The organism is Chryseobacterium shigense (assembly GCF_014207845.1).
Classification (GTDB): Bacteria; Bacteroidota; Bacteroidia; order Flavobacteriales; family Weeksellaceae; genus Chryseobacterium; species Chryseobacterium shigense_A.
Map to the genome: position 1 here is coordinate 304721 of NZ_JACHLC010000003.1, position 16768 is coordinate 321488.

The 16768-nt window shown below is 37.0% G+C and carries 17 protein-coding genes; 11 read left to right on the forward strand and 6 right to left on the reverse strand.

Translation table 11 applies throughout. The features are described from left to right. Window positions 1–57: 57 nt before the first annotated feature. The 3 genes from HNP36_RS14210 to recJ form a co-directional block, all read right to left on the reverse strand. A complete protein-coding gene (locus HNP36_RS14210; protein ID WP_184164860.1) occupies window positions 58–396 on the reverse strand; it encodes a DUF3817 domain-containing protein in 339 nt (112 codons plus the stop codon). A gap of 84 nt (window positions 397–480) precedes the next feature. Beyond that, the gene (gene nadD, locus HNP36_RS14215; protein WP_184164863.1) at window positions 481–1065 is read right to left on the reverse strand and encodes a nicotinate (nicotinamide) nucleotide adenylyltransferase; all 585 of its coding nucleotides are present in this window, start codon (window positions 1063–1065) and stop codon (window positions 481–483) included. 42 nt (window positions 1066–1107) lie between these two features. Continuing rightward, the gene (gene recJ, locus HNP36_RS14220; RefSeq protein ID WP_184164866.1) at window positions 1108–2820 is read right to left on the reverse strand and encodes a single-stranded-DNA-specific exonuclease RecJ; all 1713 of its coding nucleotides are present in this window, start codon (window positions 2818–2820) and stop codon (window positions 1108–1110) included. 109 nt (window positions 2821–2929) lie between these two features. Between recJ and HNP36_RS14225 the strand changes: the two genes are divergently transcribed. Further along, window positions 2930–3742: a M48 family metallopeptidase gene (locus tag HNP36_RS14225; RefSeq protein WP_184164869.1), complete on the forward strand. Its 813-nt coding sequence runs from the start codon at window positions 2930–2932 to the stop codon at window positions 3740–3742. A gap of 86 nt (window positions 3743–3828) precedes the next feature. Here HNP36_RS14225 and HNP36_RS14230 read toward each other — a convergent pair whose 3' ends face one another. Further along, window positions 3829–5451 carry an ABC-F family ATP-binding cassette domain-containing protein gene (locus HNP36_RS14230; RefSeq protein ID WP_184164872.1) on the reverse strand — a complete coding sequence of 541 codons (1623 nt, stop codon included), beginning with the start codon at window positions 5449–5451 and terminating at the stop codon, window positions 3829–3831. Between the two features lie 191 nt (window positions 5452–5642). On the opposite strand from HNP36_RS14230, the gene smpB reads away from it, so the two are divergent. The 5 genes from smpB (at window position 5643) to HNP36_RS14255 (ending at window position 10351) form a co-directional block, all read left to right on the forward strand. After that, a complete protein-coding gene (gene smpB / locus HNP36_RS14235; RefSeq protein ID WP_040993570.1) occupies window positions 5643–6101 on the forward strand; it encodes an SsrA-binding protein SmpB in 459 nt (152 codons plus the stop codon). 77 nt (window positions 6102–6178) lie between these two features. Beyond that, complete coding sequence (locus HNP36_RS14240; RefSeq protein WP_184164875.1) at window positions 6179–7663, forward strand: OmpA family protein; 1485 nt, start codon at window positions 6179–6181, stop codon at window positions 7661–7663. A 93-nt stretch (window positions 7664–7756) separates the two neighbouring features. Continuing rightward, window positions 7757–8497: a YebC/PmpR family DNA-binding transcriptional regulator gene (locus tag HNP36_RS14245; RefSeq protein WP_184164878.1), complete on the forward strand. Its 741-nt coding sequence runs from the start codon at window positions 7757–7759 to the stop codon at window positions 8495–8497. Between the two features lie 57 nt (window positions 8498–8554). Next, window positions 8555–9379 carry a UDP-2,3-diacylglucosamine diphosphatase gene (locus tag HNP36_RS14250; RefSeq protein WP_184164881.1) on the forward strand — a complete coding sequence of 275 codons (825 nt, stop codon included), beginning with the start codon at window positions 8555–8557 and terminating at the stop codon, window positions 9377–9379. Further along, window positions 9380–10351, forward strand: coding sequence for a glycosyltransferase family protein (locus tag HNP36_RS14255; protein WP_184164884.1), 972 nt, complete (start codon window positions 9380–9382; stop codon window positions 10349–10351). It abuts the gene before it with no gap. Here the strand turns inward: HNP36_RS14255 and HNP36_RS14260 are convergent. Both HNP36_RS14260 and HNP36_RS14265 read right to left on the reverse strand, forming a co-directional pair. Further along, a complete protein-coding gene (locus HNP36_RS14260; RefSeq protein WP_184164886.1) occupies window positions 10340–10630 on the reverse strand; it encodes a GNAT family N-acetyltransferase in 291 nt (96 codons plus the stop codon). The genes HNP36_RS14255 and HNP36_RS14260 overlap by 12 nt on opposite strands. A gap of 213 nt (window positions 10631–10843) precedes the next feature. Further along, window positions 10844–11593: an RDD family protein gene (locus HNP36_RS14265; RefSeq protein WP_184164889.1), complete on the reverse strand. Its 750-nt coding sequence runs from the start codon at window positions 11591–11593 to the stop codon at window positions 10844–10846. A 27-nt stretch (window positions 11594–11620) separates the two neighbouring features. On the opposite strand from HNP36_RS14265, the gene HNP36_RS14270 reads away from it, so the two are divergent. The 5 genes from HNP36_RS14270 (at window position 11621) to HNP36_RS14290 (ending at window position 16689) form a co-directional block, all read left to right on the forward strand. Then, window positions 11621–12604, forward strand: coding sequence for a stage II sporulation protein M (locus tag HNP36_RS14270; RefSeq protein ID WP_184164892.1), 984 nt, complete (start codon window positions 11621–11623; stop codon window positions 12602–12604). Beyond that, entirely contained in the window at window positions 12588–13550 is a 963-nt protein-coding gene (locus HNP36_RS14275; protein WP_184164895.1) for a DUF4013 domain-containing protein, read from the forward strand. Before HNP36_RS14270 ends, HNP36_RS14275 begins: the two co-directional genes overlap by 17 nt. Next, on the forward strand, window positions 13543–14340 hold the full coding sequence (locus tag HNP36_RS14280) for a DUF4129 domain-containing protein (RefSeq protein WP_184164900.1): 798 nt from the start codon (window positions 13543–13545) through the stop codon (window positions 14338–14340). The genes HNP36_RS14275 and HNP36_RS14280 overlap by 8 nt, the downstream gene beginning before the upstream one ends. A 24-nt stretch (window positions 14341–14364) precedes the next feature. Further along, the gene (locus tag HNP36_RS14285) at window positions 14365–15522 is read left to right on the forward strand and encodes a hypothetical protein (protein WP_184164903.1); all 1158 of its coding nucleotides are present in this window, start codon (window positions 14365–14367) and stop codon (window positions 15520–15522) included. Window positions 15523–15657: 135 nt separating this feature from the next. After that, a complete protein-coding gene (locus tag HNP36_RS14290) occupies window positions 15658–16689 on the forward strand; it encodes an AAA family ATPase (RefSeq protein ID WP_184164905.1) in 1032 nt (343 codons plus the stop codon). Window positions 16690–16768: the final 79 nt, after the last annotated feature.

The window sequence follows — 16768 nt, forward strand, 5'->3', positions numbered from 1 at the left end:
GACGAATCATAATTAAACAAAAAAGGACCGAAACGGTCCTTTTTTTATGTTGTATTGTTATTCCCTGTCGAAGCGCGCTAACTTTTTGTCAATCCAGATAGTGGCAAACGGGAAGAATGCAGCGATTAAAGCAAAAACGCTGTCTTCATCATCCCACGTATATATTTTTCTTATTGCAGGTAAAAATAACAGGTAAAGTGTAAAAAATAACCCGTGAATGCTGCCAATAGTACTGATATATACAATTGCGAAAGTACCTTCCGGATCAATGCGTATCAATGTCATGGCTGTGAACAGGAAAAACCATGAAACAGCTTCAGCCAAACAGATTTGCTTAAACCATTTGATCACTTTTTCCTGAGGATATTTTGAGAATAATTTTTCGAGAAATTCCATGTTGCAACTTAAAAATGATGAGCAATAGTTATGAATTATAAGCCTAAGCCCAGATTCCTTAAACCTATTATCTGAACTGCAAAATTACTTATAAAAACTGCTTCCGTCCAAATATTCAAAAACTTCCGGTGGAAGCATAGGACGTACGTTTTTGCCTTCTTTAATCATATTCCTGATTTCCGTAGCGGAAAGTTCAATAACCGGAGCTTTGATCATAGAAATATTTTCATGCTGAAGATACTCGGAATCTTTCTTTTCACCTTCAAAAACCCTCGGATAAACAATAATGTGATGATTTTTAATCAGGATATCAGAGTTTTTCCATTTATGAAGACCATCCAGGTTATCTTCCCCCATAATCAGGCTGAAAGAATAATCAGGATACTTTTCATGAAGATAAGTGAGTGTATCAATCGTATAGCTCGGTTTAGGTAAGGAAAATTCTACGTTGGATGCTCTCATTCTCGGATAGCTTTTTACGGCAAGCTGTACCATATCCAGTCTGTTATGATCTTTCAGAAGGGATTTTTTATCCTTAAACGGGTTCTGCGGACTCACAACGAACCATAATTCATCCATATCAGAATTCTCAAGAATGTAATTAGCTAAAATTAAATGTCCGATATGGATAGGGTTGAAAGAACCGAAAAATAAACCGACTTTTTTCATTGTTATGCCAGGTAGCAGATGTTAGGTAACAGGTAGCAGTAACTAATCCCTGAACTTTACATCTTTTATGTTTAAATAGTGAGTGACATTGCCTTTCCAGTGATTTTCCTCTAAGGTAAAGGCAAGATCAAAATTCTTATTTTTAAAATCTTCAATAAATTGCCCCAGTTTGAAGCCTACACATTCTATATTTCTTCCGGTAGATTCCTGCTTGATGTAGAACTTCAGGTGATTGTTGTCTTTTCCCATGGTTTTTACATAGCCGGACAATTTTTGGTCAGTCAGTGTAAGAATAGGTTTCATATTATGAGGGCCAAACGGAGCCAGTTTTCTGTGAAAATTGATGAATTCCCTGTTGATCTCATCCACTTTAATTTCAGAATCAATAGTGATGGAAGGTTCCTGCTGGTGTTCTTTAATTTTTTCAGAGACTATTTTTTCAAATTTTATTTTGAAAGCCTCAAATTTGTCCTTTTCCATAGAAAGTCCCGCGGCAGCGTGATGCCCACCGAACTTCAGGAAATATTCAGAACACATATCAAGGGCTTCATGAACATCAAAATCCGAAACTGATCTCGCAGAAGCTACCATTTCCCCATTATTACCGTCAGTGAATACCAGGGTAGGTTTATAATAAGTTTCAATAAGTCTAGACGCTACAATACCGATTACTCCTTTGTTCCATTCAGGGTGATAAACAATGGTGGAATATTTTGTCTGCTGCTGGGATTCAACAATCTGATTCAGGGCAGAAAGCGTGGAATTCATATCCAGTTCACGCCTTTCATCATTAAGGTTCATAATATCACCAACAATCTGGTTGGCATGCTTAAGATTATCGGAAACCATAAGCTCCACAGCTGCTTTTCCATGCGAAATTCTTCCTGCTGCATTAATTTTTGGTGCAATTTCAAAAACGATATTTGAAATTTCGAAATGAGATAATTTGTCCTCGGGAATTAGTAATCTTAAACCGAGATTTCTTGTCTTTCGGAGAACTTTAAGTCCCATTTTGGCAAGTACACGGTTTTCACCTGTCATAGAAACAATATCTGCGGCAATGGAAATAGCCAGAAGATCTGTAAGTTCAAATAATTCAGCTTCCGGAATTTTATAAATGGTATTAAGTCCCTGGCATAGTTTAAAGCCTACACCACATCCTGAAAGTTCCTTAAAAGGATACCTGCAATCGGTCCTTTTAGGGTCCAGAACGGCAGCTGCATTGGGGATTTCTTCACCCGGAAGGTGATGGTCGCAGATAATAAAATCAATATTTTGTTCCCCTGCATAGTTGATCATATCTATCGCCTTGATACCGCAGTCTAAAGCAATGATCAGGGAAAAACCATTTTCTTTGGCAAAATCAATACCTTCTGTGGAAATTCCGTATCCTTCGGAATTCCTGTCCGGAATATAATAGTCTAAATATTTTTTCTCAACAATTTTGCTGAGGTAAAGGTACATTAACGCAACAGCTGTGGTTCCGTCTACATCATAATCTCCGTAAACCAATATTTTTTCACCATTTTCAATTGCAGTTGCAATGCGTTCTACTGCTTTCTGCATATCTGCCATTAAAAACGGGCTGTGTATATCGTTGAGGTTTGGCTTGAAGAATTCCCTGGCCTTTTGATAATTGTCAATTCCTCTTAAAACAAGGAGTTTAGATTCAAAAGTACCAAAACCAAGTGACGAACTTAATCTGTCCACAACTTCCTCATCGGGTTCGGGCTTGTAAATCCATTTCTGACTCATTTCACAAAAATAAGGAAAAAAAATAGCATTTTGAAATGATTAAGTATGAAGTTGATTTACTGATTGTTGAAAAAAATATCTATCTTCGCGATCCAAATTAAAAATGATCATGAAAAAAATTACACTGTGCCTTTTATTCTTAGGGGCCATGAATGCTGTATCAGCACAGAAAATTAACCTTGGAAAAGCTGCTGGCATTGTTTCGAAAGGAACAAAAGCTCTTACTTTTACCAATGAGGATGCCGTTAAACTATCCAAAGAGTCTGTTGACTGGATGGATAAGAACAACCCGGTTGCGGGACCAAAAGATCCATATACGGTTAGACTGAACAAGCTTTTCGCAAAGCACAAATCCCAGGACGGACTTACTCTGAACTATAAAGTTTACAAAGTAAAAGATATCAATGCTTTTGCATGTGCAGACGGAAGTGTCCGTGTATTTTCTTCGTTAATGGATATCATGACGGATGATGAAATACTTGCAGTAATCGGGCATGAAATCGGTCACGTAAAAAATCAGGATACCAAAGATGCCATTAAATCTGCTTACATGAAGGCAGCAGCTCTGGATGCGGCATCATCTGCATCAGGAACTGTGGCTGCGCTGAATGACAGCCAGATAGGGAAGATGGCCAATGACTTTTTAGATGCTTCACACAGCAAGAAACAGGAATCAGAAGCAGATACCTATTCTTACGATTTTATGAAGGCTAATAACTATAATGTAGTAGGAGCTTATTCTGCATTTAAAAAACTGGCTTTGCTTTCGGAAGGAAGTACTCAGACCGGTTTTGAGAAAATGTTCAATTCTCACCCGGATAGTGAAAAAAGAGCTCAGGCTATCAAAAAGAGAGCAGAAAAAGATGGTCTTTGGAAAGATCCGGGAACCATTGCTATTCCTAAAACTAAACTTACAAAGTAATTATTGGTTACTAAGAAAAATAAAAATTCCTCAAAGTTATCTTTGAGGAATTTCTTTATATAGATTTTTAATGTTGTCTTAAAAAATTAAGCATACATTTTCTCTCTAAGTTCTTTTACTTTTTTGTCAGCAAGATATTCATCGTAAGTCATTTCTCTGTCAATGATTCCTGTTGGAGTCAGTTCAATGATTCTGTTACAAACCGTTGAAAGCATTTCGTGGTCATGAGATGCCAGTAAAAGGTTTCCTTTGAAATTAGACAACGAGTTGTTCAGGGTTGTGATACTTTCAAGATCCAGGTGGTTGGTAGGTTCATCCAATAACAGAATGTTGGCTTTCTGAAGCATCATTCTGCTGAACATACATCTCATTTTTTCACCTCCGGAAAGTACTTTACATGATTTTAAAGCTTCATCACCAGAGAAAAGCATTCTTCCCAGGAATCCTCTTACGAATTCTTCATGGCGCTCTTCGTCATTTTTAGTGAATTGTCTCAACCAGTCAACAAGGTTGATGTCTTCCTGGAAGAAATTGGTGTTATCCAAAGGCATGTGAGATTGGTTGGTGGTAACTCCCCAGGCCACAGTTCCTTTGTCTGCTTCAACATTTCCTGCTAAGATTTCGAAAAATTCTGTAATTGCCAAAGAGTTTTTAGAAAGTACAGCTACTTTATCACCCTTCTTAAGATTCAGATCAATGTTTGAGAATAATAATTCTCCGTCTTTTGTTTTTTCAAGACCTTTTACATCTAGGATCTGATCTCCTGCTTCTCTTTCCATTTCAAAAATAATGGCAGGATATCTTCTTGAAGAAGGCTTAATATCATCGATGTTCAGTTTATCAATCATTTTCTTTCTTGCTGTAGCCTGTTTTGCTTTTGCAACGTTTGAGCTGAATCTTGCGATGAAGTCCTGAAGTTCTTTCTTCTTTTCTTCTGCTTTTTTATTTGCCTGGGCTCTTTGTCTTGTTGCTAGCTGAGAAGCCTGGTACCAGAAAGTATAGTTACCTGTATAAAGGTTAAGTTTGGCATAATCTAAATCTCCGATGTGCGTACAAACCGTATCCAGGAAGTGACGGTCGTGAGAAACCACGATCACTGTATTTTCATAATCCGCAAGGAAATCTTCTAACCATGAAATTGTATCAATATCAAGGTCATTCGTAGGTTCATCCAGGATCAGTACATCAGGATTTCCAAAAAGCGCCTGAGCCAAAAGAACTTTTACTTTGTCCTTGTTCTCAAGCTCACTCATCATTTGCCAGTGCATATCATCTTTAATGCCCACATTTGAAAGCATGGTCTGTGCATCAGATTCCGCAGTCCATCCCCCCATTTCATCATAGATTACACCTAATTCACCAGCTTTGATTCCGTCTTCGTCAGAAAAGTCTTCTTTAGCATATAAAGAATCCATTTCCTCTTTTATCTCGAATAATTTCTTGTTTCCTCTTAAAACAGCCTCAAGAACAGTAAATTGATCGTAAGCAAAGTGATCCTGTTCCAATACTGACATTCTTTTCCCCGGCTCCAAAGATACATGCCCTGTAGTAGGATCCTGCTTTCCTGTTAATATTTTAAGGAATGTAGATTTCCCCGCACCGTTTGCTCCGATAATCCCGTAGCAGTTTCCTTTGGTAAACATAATATTTACCTCGTCAAAAAGAACTCTTTTCCCGAATTGTAAAGATAAGTTAGATACTGTTAACATATAGTTTTGTAAATTTGGCGCAAAAATACGAAAAGAATTTGGGTATTTCGTAATAATGTAATAGTCAAGTTTTTAAATATAAGGTATTTTTTCCTATATTTCATTAGCGAAATAATAGAGAGTAGCTCCAAAAGGAGGGACTTAATGAAAGATTAGGCATAACCCGGTCAATTTAATCACGAATTTTTACAATGAAAATCGAAAAAACAGTAAATATATTAAACAGAAGAGCCCGTTTTGAGTATGAAATCCTTGAAGAATTTGAAGCAGGGATGGTTTTAACAGGTACGGAAATAAAATCTTTACGTTCATCAAAAGCATCTATTACCGAATCCTTCTGTCAGTTTATTGATGGGGAGTTATACATTATTAATATGATGATTGATGAATATAAATTGGGAACTTTTTACAATCACAAGACAAAAAGGGAACGGAAATTGCTGTTGCACAAAAAAGAATTGCAGAAACTTGAAAAAAAGTTAAAGGATGCAGGTAACACAATTATTCCTCTAAAGTTATATATCACAGACAAGGGTAAAGCAAAGGTGCTTATTGCGCTTGGTAGAGGGAAAAAACTCTTTGATAAAAGGGAAGCGATAAAAGATAGGGAAAATAAACGTAACCTGGACAGAATATTAAAGAAAAGTTAAAAATCATTCAAAAAACTTTGTATATAAAGAAAAATTATATTTATTTTGCATTATCAATTATTTAATCATTTAATTCTATGAAAAATCTAAAATTAGGAATTTCAGCATTGGCGCTTACTGTTGCCTCTACTGTCTTCGCGCAGACTACCAACAATCCGTGGTTGATCGGGGTTGGTGCTCATGCGGAAAACCACAAGGCAGCACAGACGGAATTCAGTAACACGTTCTCTGCTAATAATTTAACGAAGAGAATGTTCAATGTGAACAACTTCTCTATTACACCTCCATTATCTAAGTTAACAGTTGCTAGAAACATCGGTAAAGGTTTAGTTATCGACTGGCAGACTTCCGTAGGTAATGTAGACAACAAAAGATTTAACATGGGGAAAGAATTTTTCCTAATGACAGGTCTTGGTTTCCAGGCTAAAGCAGCTGGTCTTTTATGGAATGAAGAATCTTGGTTCGATCCATATTTAAGAGTTGGTGCTAACTACCTGAGACATGATTACACTGCTCTTGCTTTCCCTAGATATGACTACAAAGGAGAGTTAGTTGCTAACGGTGACGGTGGTAACGAAAACGGTAAGGCTAACCACTTTACAGTTTCTACAGGTGCTGGTGCTAACTTCTGGGTAACTAAAAACTTCGGTCTTGGTATTCAGGGAGATTATGTATCAACTCCAGGTGATAAATCTACAGTTGCTAACTTCTGGCAAGCTTCTGCATCAATCTTATTCAGATTTGGTAACAGAGATAGAGATAAGGATGGTATCCTAGATAAAGATGATCTTTGTCCAGATACTCCTGGTTTACCAGAATTCCAAGGATGTCCTGATACTGACGGTGACGGAGTTCCAGATAAAGACGATCAATGTCCAGAAGTAGCTGGTCCAGTTGAAAACAACGGTTGTCCTTGGCCAGATACAGATGGAGATGGTGTTATCGACAAAGATGATGCTTGTCCTACAGTAGCAGGTCCTGCTGAAAACAACGGTTGTCCTTGGCCAGATACAGATAAAGACGGTATCCTAGATAAAGATGATGCTTGTCCTACTGTTCCAGGTCTTCCAGAATACAATGGATGTCCTAAGCCTAAGAAGCAAACAGCTATTGAAACAACTGATGCTCTTAAAGGTATCTTCTTTGACTTCAATAAAGCGACTATCAGACCAGAATCTAGTGCTAAACTAGACAACGCTGCTAAGATCATCAAAACTGACGGTGGTAACTACCTAGTTGAAGGTCAAACTGATGCTAAAGGTGCTGCTGAATACAACTTGAAACTTTCTAGACAAAGAGCTGCTTCAGTAGTTTCTGCTCTAGAGGCTAGAGGTGTTGATGTAAACGCTCTTAAATCAATCGGAGTTGGTGAAACTAAAGCTACAGTTTCTGAAAAAGCTTCTGATGCTGAAAGACAAGCTGATAGAAAAGTTATCGTAACTGCTATCGAAGATGCTAACGAGTGGAACGCAATCAAGAAAAAAGATTACGAAGATGCTCCAGTGAAAAAAGCTACTAAAAAAGCTCCGGCTAAGAAAAAAGTAGTTAAAAAGAAAAAATAATAAATTTTTCTAAATAATAAATACCTCCAATTTTTTGGGGGTATTTTTTTTTTGTTGACTTTTAGTTAATTTTGTTGAAATTTAAAAATTAAAATGGGAAGAGCATTTGAATATAGAAAAGCTTCTAAAATGGCCAGATGGGATAAAATGGCCAAAACTTTCTCCAAGATCGGTAAAGATATTGCATTGGCTGTAAAGGCTGGAGGAACAGATCCTGAGGCCAACCCGGCTTTAAGAAGATGTATCCAGAATGCAAAAGGGGCCAATATGCCTAAAGATAATGTGGAAAGAGCTATCAAAAAAGCAAGCGGTGCTGATGCCGAAAACTATGAAGAAGTAACCTACGAAGGATACGGACAGGGTGGCGTTGCTTTCTTTGTTGAATGCACAACCAATAACACAACCAGAACCGTTGCCAACGTGAGAGCTATCTTCAACAAATTTGATGGTAACCTTGGTAAGAATGGAGAATTAGCTTTCATTTTCGACAGAAAAGGAATTTTCAGTATCGATCTTGCTCAGATCAAAATGGACTGGGATGATTTTGAAATGGAAATGATTGATGGTGGTGCTGAAGACGTTGAAAAAGATGAAGAAGAAGTAATGATCACTACGGCTTTCGAAGATTTCGGTTCATTATCACATAAATTAGACGAGCTTGGAATTGAAGCAAAAAGTGCAGAACTTCAGAGAATTCCGAACAATACGAAAGAAGTAAATGAAGAGCAGTTCAAGGCCAATATGAAGATGCTTGAGCGTTTTGAGGATGATGATGATGTACAGAATGTGTATCACAATATGGAGATCACAGACGATCTGATGAATTCACTGTAAAAAATAATATAACATTCATATACAGTTAACTTTCAATTAGTTTCTTTGCATAAAACTATGAAAAGAAACGTTGAATTAGTTGTTATATCGGATGTTCATTTGGGTACTTATGGATGTAAGGCTAAAGAACTGTTGAGGTATCTCAATTCTATACAGCCTAAAACCTTAGTTTTAAACGGGGATATTATTGATATCTGGCAGTTTAAAAAGTCTTACTTCCCTAAACCTCATTTGAAGGTAATCAAAAAGATCCTTTCTTTTGCCACTAAAAATACACAGGTTTATTATATTACTGGCAATCATGACGAAATGTTCCGTAAGTTTACCGATTTCGAATTGGGAAAACTGAAAGTCTGCAATAAAATTTGTCTTGATATAGATCAGAAAAAAACCTGGATATTTCACGGAGATGTTTTTGATGCATCCGTTCAGCATTCCAAATGGATTGCAAAGCTTGGCGGAAAAGGCTATGATCTCCTGATTGTTATCAATAATATGGTGAATTGGTTTTTAGAGAAAATGGGCAGAGAGAAATATTCATTTTCAAAGAAGATCAAAAACAATGTGAAAAAAGCAGTAAAATACATTGGAGATTTTGAACTGACAGCTTCCGAATTGGCTATTGATAATCACTACGATTATGTAATCTGTGGACATATCCATCAGCCCCAGATCCGTGAAGTTGTAACCAAAAAAGGATCGTGTACTTATCTTAATTCCGGGGATTGGATAGAAAACCTGTCGGCTCTTGAATATCATGATAAGCAATGGAAAATATTTTATTACGACGATCACAAAGATTCACTTAAAGACGACGAAGCAGAAGAAATCCAGGATATGGACAGTTCCGAACTTCTGAAAATAGTAACTAATTTTTCTTAAATGAAAGTATTGTATGCATTTCAAGGAACAGGAAACGGACATGTTGCCAGGGCACAGGAAATTATTCCTATCCTCAAAAAATATGCTTCGGTAGATACGCTGATCAGTGGGCATCAGTCACAATTGAAGGCGGATTTCGACATTAACTTCCAATACAAAGGCATTTCCCTTCTGTATAACAAAACAGGCGGTTTATCTTACCGCAAAACGTTTACTGAAAATAAATTCCTCGAAGCGGTAAAAACAATCAGGGAACTGGAGCTTTCACAATATGATCTGATCATCAATGATTATGAGCCTCTCACCGGATGGGCAGGAAAGCTGAAGAAATTACCAATGATTGAGCTGAGTCATCAGGCTTCTATGAGTTTTGCCGAAACACCCAAGCCTGAAAAGAAGGATTTTCTGGGTGAACTGATCCTGAAATATTATGTTCCCAGTGAAAGAAAAATAGGATTTCATTTTGAAAACTATCATCCCCAGATTAAAAAACCTGTGATCAGGCACAAAATACGAAATCTGAATCCTGATAAAAAAGGATACTATCTTGTTTATCTTCCCAGTTTTGCGGACGAGAATATCATCAAGGTTTTAAAACAGATTCCTGTACAATGGAAAGTGTTTTCAAAGTACAGCAAATCACAGATAAAAATAAAAAATGTAGAAGTTTTCCCTATTGACGAGGTTCAATATCTGAAATGCTTTGAAAGTTGTGACGGCATCTTATGCAATGCCGGCTTTGAAACTCCCGCGGAAGCCTTATTTATGGATAAAAAACTTTTTGTGATCCCTATTCATAACCAATACGAACAGGAATGTAATGCCAGTGCCTTAAACCTTATGGGAATTCCGAATTCTAAGGTGCTGAACCTTCAGGAAATTATGGAATGGGTTGCTTCAGACCATCACTTAAAAGTAGATTATCCGGATGATATTGAAGAAATTCTGGTAAACGAGGTTTTAGTTCTTTAAAAAAATATCGTCCACATCACTCATTCTGGTCATTACAGCTCTTGCATAGGAGCAGTGAGGATATACTTTCCAGCTGTTTTCCCGGGCAAATTTTATCGCTTCCTCAACCAGATATTTTCCCATTCCGCGGCCTTCAAATTCCGGATGGACCAGAACGAAAGAAATAATAAATTTACTGTCTTCCGGAAAAATAGTATACGTAAGCCTTCCGACCTCTTTTACATCATTGTTCAGCATAATCACGCCGCCATTTCCTGATTTATTGTTTTCAAATCTCATAATTCAAACCTTTATTTTAAAGATACAAAAATTACACCGACCAGTAATGATGAGTGATGAATAATAAGTAATGAGCAATAGATTATGATGAATAGCCAGTAGTGAATTGGCTCTGCAGTCAATTTTTATCTGACGGAATTCTAAAAATATTTCTGAGACAAGACAAAATTAATCTTTCCTTGTGAAGCAAGATGGACAATTGAAAGTTATCCATTAATTATCTTTTCCCGTATAATAATTATAATCCTTAATTACTACATTAATGAACTGTCTTTCCGTCATTTTTGTCGGGTCTATTTCCAGTTTTAGAATGCTCTTGATCTTATCAGATAGTTTACTGATGATCTGGCGGTCGTCTACCTTCAGAGCTTTGGTATAATTGTCTTTGATGATCCGCATATCATTATCGCTTAATGCAATCACCTGAGGGAATGAAGGAATATAGTCTTCATGAATGTTTTCCAGGATAGTATGGGAAATATTGATGTTGTTTTTTAAAGAAATCACAGCCGTGCCGGAAGCAATATCACCCAGTCTCTGGTTGTTTTTGGAAACAATCATAGAAATGAGGCCAATGACACCAACTGCTGAAGTATCAATCAGTCTGAACATCCAGCGGATCAGGTAATCACCGAAGCTAGCCTGGTAGCCATCAATTTTTACTACTCGGATTTTCATAAGCTTTTTTCCGGGAGTCTGGCCCTCCATAAGGCTTTCCAGAACAACGGGGTAAATGTAAATGGGAAATGTAAGGAGAATATAAACAGCCATTACGGACCATTGATCCAGCCCCGTCAATAAATACCCAAGATCGAAAACATTGAAGAAAAGATAGAATATAATAACAGCATAGGCAACCTTTATCAAAAGATCGATAATAAAGGCAAGCATTCTTTCTCCAACACCTGCAATATTAAAATTAATATTTACATTTTGTGAGGTATTTATCGCAATTTGAGACATAATTTTTATTATTTTAGCCTTACAATTATGAGAGAAGTTTATTTCATTAAACAAAATAAAGAAAAATGGTTGGGAATTGAACAGGTTATTCAAGGGAAAATTAAAAAAAATCCGGATGACCTGTCTTCGCTGTATATCAACCTGATCAATGATCTTTCATTTGCACAGACTTACTATCCCAAAAGCAATACCACCGTATACCTGAACCATCTTTCTTCACAGATATTCCAAAAGATCTATAAAACGAAAAGAGTAGAGGAAAACAGGCTGCTTTATTTCTTCAGAACAGAAGTTCCTCTGCTTGTGTATCAATACAGAAGATATCTTGTGTACGCTTTTCTGTTTTTTATCCTGTTTACTTCCATCGGAGTGCTTTCAGGGATGTATGATAAAGGTTTTGCCAATATCATTCTAGGAGAAGATTATGTAAACGAAACCATAGAAAATATTAAAAAAGGAAATGCAGTAGGAATATACCAGAGCGGTTCAACATGGGGAAGCACAATCGGGATTATTTTCAATAACATCGGGGTGGGCGCGAAATTATATATTTATGGGATCACCGGAGGGGTAGGAACTTTGTTTGCTCTGCTTTCCAACAGTGTTATGCTGGGGTCGTTTCAGTACTTTTTCTATGATTACGGAGCCCTGAAAGACAGCGCAAGAGGAATCTGGCTTCACGGTGTCTTTGAAATCTTTGCCATGGTTGTGGAAGCCATGTGCGGCCTGATTCTGGGAGCTAGTATTCTGTTTCCAAGAACATTTTCAAGGTTCAATTCCTTTAAAAAAGGTTTCAAGGACTCTTTTAAAATCTTCCTAAGTACTATTCCGTTTACCGTTTGTGCAGGAATTATCGAAGGTTATGTAACAAGACATGCTCTGAAAATGCCACTTGCAGCAAATTTAACCATAATAATCACTTCACTTGCCATTATAGGATTTTACTACTTTGTTTATCCTTTAGTGGTTTATAAAAAAATTAATAACCCAACCCATGATGCAGTTTTATAAAAAAAGAGAATTTGGAGCTTTCATCAGTGACAGCTTTAATTTTTTCAAATTATACGGAAAAAATTACTTTAAGAACTATATCCTGATCAACGGGTTGCTGCTGATCTTAACGGTTGCCATCATAATTTTCGGATTCAGGGAAATTTTCGGACAGCTTATTGGTTCCAATATAAGTGGAGAAAGCTATTATTTTGAAAGATATTTCTCAGAGAATGCCGGAATGCTGATCGTTACCGCCATACTTGTTTTTATACTTTTTGTCCTTCTGGGAATTGTTAATTACCTCTATCCGGTTTTCTATATGAAAAGGATTACCGAAGGTGCCCAAAAGATAAAAACAGACGAAATCCTGGGAGATTTTAAGAGAAATGCCGGAAGGATTGCCAAAATGTGCATAGGAATGCTGTTTATTGTGCTTCCTGTAATAATGATCGTGGTAGGATTTTCCTATTTACTGATGCTGATTATCATCGGTTTTTTCCTGATGCTGCTTGTATATCCTACAGCATTCAATGTCTCGGCGTTTCTGATGTATGATTATTTTAATACAAAAAGAGGCTTTATAGAAAGTTTAAGTTATTCCATAAGAGCCCAGTTTTCCTATCCGAACGGAAACGAAAAATCTCCATACTGGAAGTATTGGGGAGCATCCATTATCATGTTCGTTATTATGTACATGATTACTTCGGTATTTACATTTATCCCGATGTTTTTTATTTACGGATCGCTGCTGGCATCTGCTCCTGACGGAAACTTTGAAGAGAATCCTTTTGCGGGAACAGCAGGGATTATTTTCTTTGTATTCTATGGATTTTCAATGCTGGCTTCATTAATGCTTTCCAACCTGATGTATATCAATGCGGGGCTTATGTATTACGACAGCCGGACAGATCTTCATCAGAAAATTGAACTTGAAGAAATAGAAACCATAGGTATTAATGAATAGATTTCTTCTTTTTCTGCTGCTTTTTTTCTCCATTTGTCCTGTTCATGCACAGGATGAAAATGAGCCTGCAACAGTAGAAGAATATATATCGGATTCTTTGGGAACGGGACATTACAGAAATATGTTCCGTGCAGATTCTGTCCTGATCATGAAACCGGTTTCGGAAAATACAGTCTACCCCAAAACATTCAAAGAAAAGCTTCCGTCAAGATATAAAGGCAATGAATTTGATTATTCTGTTTCCAAGCCAAGAGAATCTTTCCTGCAAAAGCTGATGAGAAGGATAGACCAGATTCTTCAAAGTATTTTCGGGGAAAGAGTCTTTACCGATTCTGCTAAAATTACGACCGTTCTTATCCGTTTGTTTGCTATTATTCTGGTAGGATTTCTTCTTTATTTTATCATTAAATATTTAATGGGAAAAGACGGGAACTTTTTCTTCGGTAAGAAAAACAGAAAAGTAGACATCAATGCAGAAGAGCTTCATGAAAATATTCATGAGATTAATTTTCCTGAAAGCATCGCAAAATTTGAAGGGGAAAGAGATTACCGTTCTGCGGTCCGTTACCAGTTTCTTTTCATCCTGAAAAAGCTGAGCGATAAAAAGTACATCAACTGGAATCCTGAAAAAACAAATAAAGATTACCTGGTGGAGCTTAAGGCAGAACATCTGAAAAAAGAATTTTCCGGACTGTCCTACATTTTCGATTATGTCTGGTACGGAGAATTCACTATTGATGAGCAGGCTTACCTGAAATTTAAAAACCAGTACCAGGCATTCAAACTCTAGTCTAGTTAAAATATAAATTTAATCATGAAAAAAACCTTCAAAATATATGCTGTGATATTCATCGTTGTGATGCTTATTCTGGCGTTGCTTGAAGTCAATAAAAAAGAAACCACAAGCTGGAGGAAGAATTTTGATATCAATGAAAAATCTCCTTTCGGATTGTTTGTTTTTAATAATGAGGCCAAAGACCTGTTTAAAAATAACCTGAGTAAAACAGAACAGGCACCTTATGACTATTACGGCCAGAGAAAGAAAAACCTGCACAATATTATCGTCATAGAAAAAGATCTGGATAAACAATCCTGGATGAAAATCCTGGATCAGGTATCAGACGGTTCAGATGCTATGATTATAGTAAGCCATGTTCCCAAAAATATTGAGGATACAATTGGTTATCATAGTTCAGATATTTCTTTTGCGGAGGAAAATGTGCTGAAACTTACGGATACGAAATATCAGAATGATTTTATTAAATTAGATAAATTTCCGTCAGGCAGAGGATTTTCATTCATCAAACCCAAAGTGGATGTACTGGGAAAAACAGTTGAAAAAAATAATTCGGATCAGGTCAATTTTATTAAAACCAGCTTTGGAAAAGGAACGATCTATGTACACAGTGAACCGCTTTTCCTGACGAATTATTACCTGTTAAAACCCGGCAGCTTAAAATATGCACAGGATGTTTTTTCGTATCTTCAGGATAGGGAAACCATCTGGTTTGTGGAAAATGATACCAAAGTTTCACGTTTCTTCATGAGATTTGTGCTTTCTAATCCTGCATTAAAGTATGCGTGGTGGATATTTTTAGGAGGGCTTATGCTGTTTATCTTCTTTAATGCAAAAAGAAAACAACGGATAGTACCTGTTTTGGAGCCGTTAAGAAATACTTCGGTAGATTTTGTGAAAAGCATTGGAAATCTTTATCTTCAGGAAGGGAATTTTCATGATATGATGGCTAAAAAAGCCCAATATTTTCTGAACAGGATAAGAATGGACCTGCTGATAGATACCCAGCATCTTGATGGGGAATTTGCCAATAAGCTTCATTTAAAAACAGGAAAACCAATAGAAATGATTGATGAAGCCATAACCCTGATGAGAAAAGGACAGGATCCTTATGCAAGCGTTATGAAAGAAGATCTTGTAAGAATGAATAAACTTCTTGATGAAATACTCAGGTAGTTGATATAACGGTTCTGGCAATGCAATAATAATGTGCCAGCCCAGATAAACAACAGAATGTAAACAGAAATACCATGCAGTGGAAAACCTGCTGCAGTGTTAAACTTTTACATGGTTATATAGAAAAAAACAATTATGGAAAACTTTGAAAACCAGAACTTAGAAAATCAAAGTTCTATTAATTTAAATAAAAGTGAGGATCAGTTTCAGTCAAGAATTGATATGATCGAGCTGCGTGCCAGTTTAGACAAAGTAAAAGCTGAAATAGCCAAAGTTATTGTAGGGCAGGAGAGTATGGTAGAACATCTTATTGCAGCCCTTTTATCAAACGGACATGTATTGATTGAAGGCGTTCCGGGAGTTGCAAAAACCATCACAGCCAAGCTCCTTGCAAAAACTATTGATGCAGGCTTCAGCAGAATACAGTTTACGCCGGACCTTATGCCTTCCGATATCCTGGGAACCTCTGTTTTCAGTGTGAAAAACTCTGAATTTGAGTTTAAAAAAGGACCTATCTTTTCCAGCTTTATCTTAATTGATGAGATCAATAGATCACCGGCAAAAACCCAGGCAGCATTGTTTGAAGTAATGGAAGAAAGGCAGATCACCATGGACGGAATCCGTTATATCATGGATGAGCCATTCCTGGTAGTGGCTACCCAAAACCCAATAGAGCATGAAGGGACTTACAGGCTTCCTGAAGCTCAGCTGGACCGTTTCCTGTTTAAAATCAATGTAGGATATCCTAACCTTGAACAGGAGATCGCTATTATAAGAAACCAGCACGAAAGTAAAAAAGAAGACAAGACAGAAGGGGTAAATCGTGTCATTACCGCAGAACAGCTGAAAAACTATCAGCATTTGGTAAAAGAGATCATTGTAGAGGCTCAGCTCATGGAGTATATTGCCAAAATTATAGTCAATACAAGAGAAAACCAGTTCTTATATCTGGGAGCTTCTCCAAGGGCTTCACTGGCTTTGCTTACAGCATCCAAGTCTTTTGCAGCACTTAGGGGAAGAGACTTTGTAACACCGGAAGATATTAAAGAAGCAAGTTACGCTGTATTAAGGCACAGAGTGATCGTTTCTCCGGAAAGAGAGATGGAAGGGCTTACAGCAGATGAAATTATACGCCAGATCCTGGAAGGGATAGAGATTCCTAGATAGATTTTGGAGGGATTAGGATGAAGGGATTAGCTTAACAGGTAATTGTTTACTATAGTTAAATCCCTGATCCCTTCATCCT

What these genes read in the sequence shown, in the direction of transcription:
- HNP36_RS14210 (WP_184164860.1), bottom strand. Translation starts at nt 396, where the DNA reads ATGGAATTTCTCGAAAAATTATTCTCAAAATATCCTCAGGAAAAAGTG.
- nadD (WP_184164863.1), bottom strand. Translation starts at nt 1,065, where the DNA reads ATGAAAAAAGTCGGTTTATTTTTCGGTTCTTTCAACCCTATCCATATC.
- recJ (WP_184164866.1), bottom strand. Translation starts at nt 2,820, where the DNA reads ATGAGTCAGAAATGGATTTACAAGCCCGAACCCGATGAGGAAGTTGTG.
- HNP36_RS14225 (WP_184164869.1), top strand. Translation starts at nt 2,930, where the DNA reads ATGAAAAAAATTACACTGTGCCTTTTATTCTTAGGGGCCATGAATGCT.
- HNP36_RS14230 (WP_184164872.1), bottom strand. Translation starts at nt 5,451, where the DNA reads ATGTTAACAGTATCTAACTTATCTTTACAATTCGGGAAAAGAGTTCTT.
- smpB (WP_040993570.1), top strand. Translation starts at nt 5,643, where the DNA reads ATGAAAATCGAAAAAACAGTAAATATATTAAACAGAAGAGCCCGTTTT.
- HNP36_RS14240 (WP_184164875.1), top strand. Translation starts at nt 6,179, where the DNA reads ATGAAAAATCTAAAATTAGGAATTTCAGCATTGGCGCTTACTGTTGCC.
- HNP36_RS14245 (WP_184164878.1), top strand. Translation starts at nt 7,757, where the DNA reads ATGGGAAGAGCATTTGAATATAGAAAAGCTTCTAAAATGGCCAGATGG.
- HNP36_RS14250 (WP_184164881.1), top strand. Translation starts at nt 8,555, where the DNA reads ATGAAAAGAAACGTTGAATTAGTTGTTATATCGGATGTTCATTTGGGT.
- HNP36_RS14255 (WP_184164884.1), top strand. Translation starts at nt 9,380, where the DNA reads ATGAAAGTATTGTATGCATTTCAAGGAACAGGAAACGGACATGTTGCC.
- HNP36_RS14260 (WP_184164886.1), bottom strand. Translation starts at nt 10,630, where the DNA reads ATGAGATTTGAAAACAATAAATCAGGAAATGGCGGCGTGATTATGCTG.
- HNP36_RS14265 (WP_184164889.1), bottom strand. Translation starts at nt 11,593, where the DNA reads ATGTCTCAAATTGCGATAAATACCTCACAAAATGTAAATATTAATTTT.
- HNP36_RS14270 (WP_184164892.1), top strand. Translation starts at nt 11,621, where the DNA reads ATGAGAGAAGTTTATTTCATTAAACAAAATAAAGAAAAATGGTTGGGA.
- HNP36_RS14275 (WP_184164895.1), top strand. Translation starts at nt 12,588, where the DNA reads ATGATGCAGTTTTATAAAAAAAGAGAATTTGGAGCTTTCATCAGTGAC.
- HNP36_RS14280 (WP_184164900.1), top strand. Translation starts at nt 13,543, where the DNA reads ATGAATAGATTTCTTCTTTTTCTGCTGCTTTTTTTCTCCATTTGTCCT.
- HNP36_RS14285 (WP_184164903.1), top strand. Translation starts at nt 14,365, where the DNA reads ATGAAAAAAACCTTCAAAATATATGCTGTGATATTCATCGTTGTGATG.
- HNP36_RS14290 (WP_184164905.1), top strand. Translation starts at nt 15,658, where the DNA reads ATGGAAAACTTTGAAAACCAGAACTTAGAAAATCAAAGTTCTATTAAT.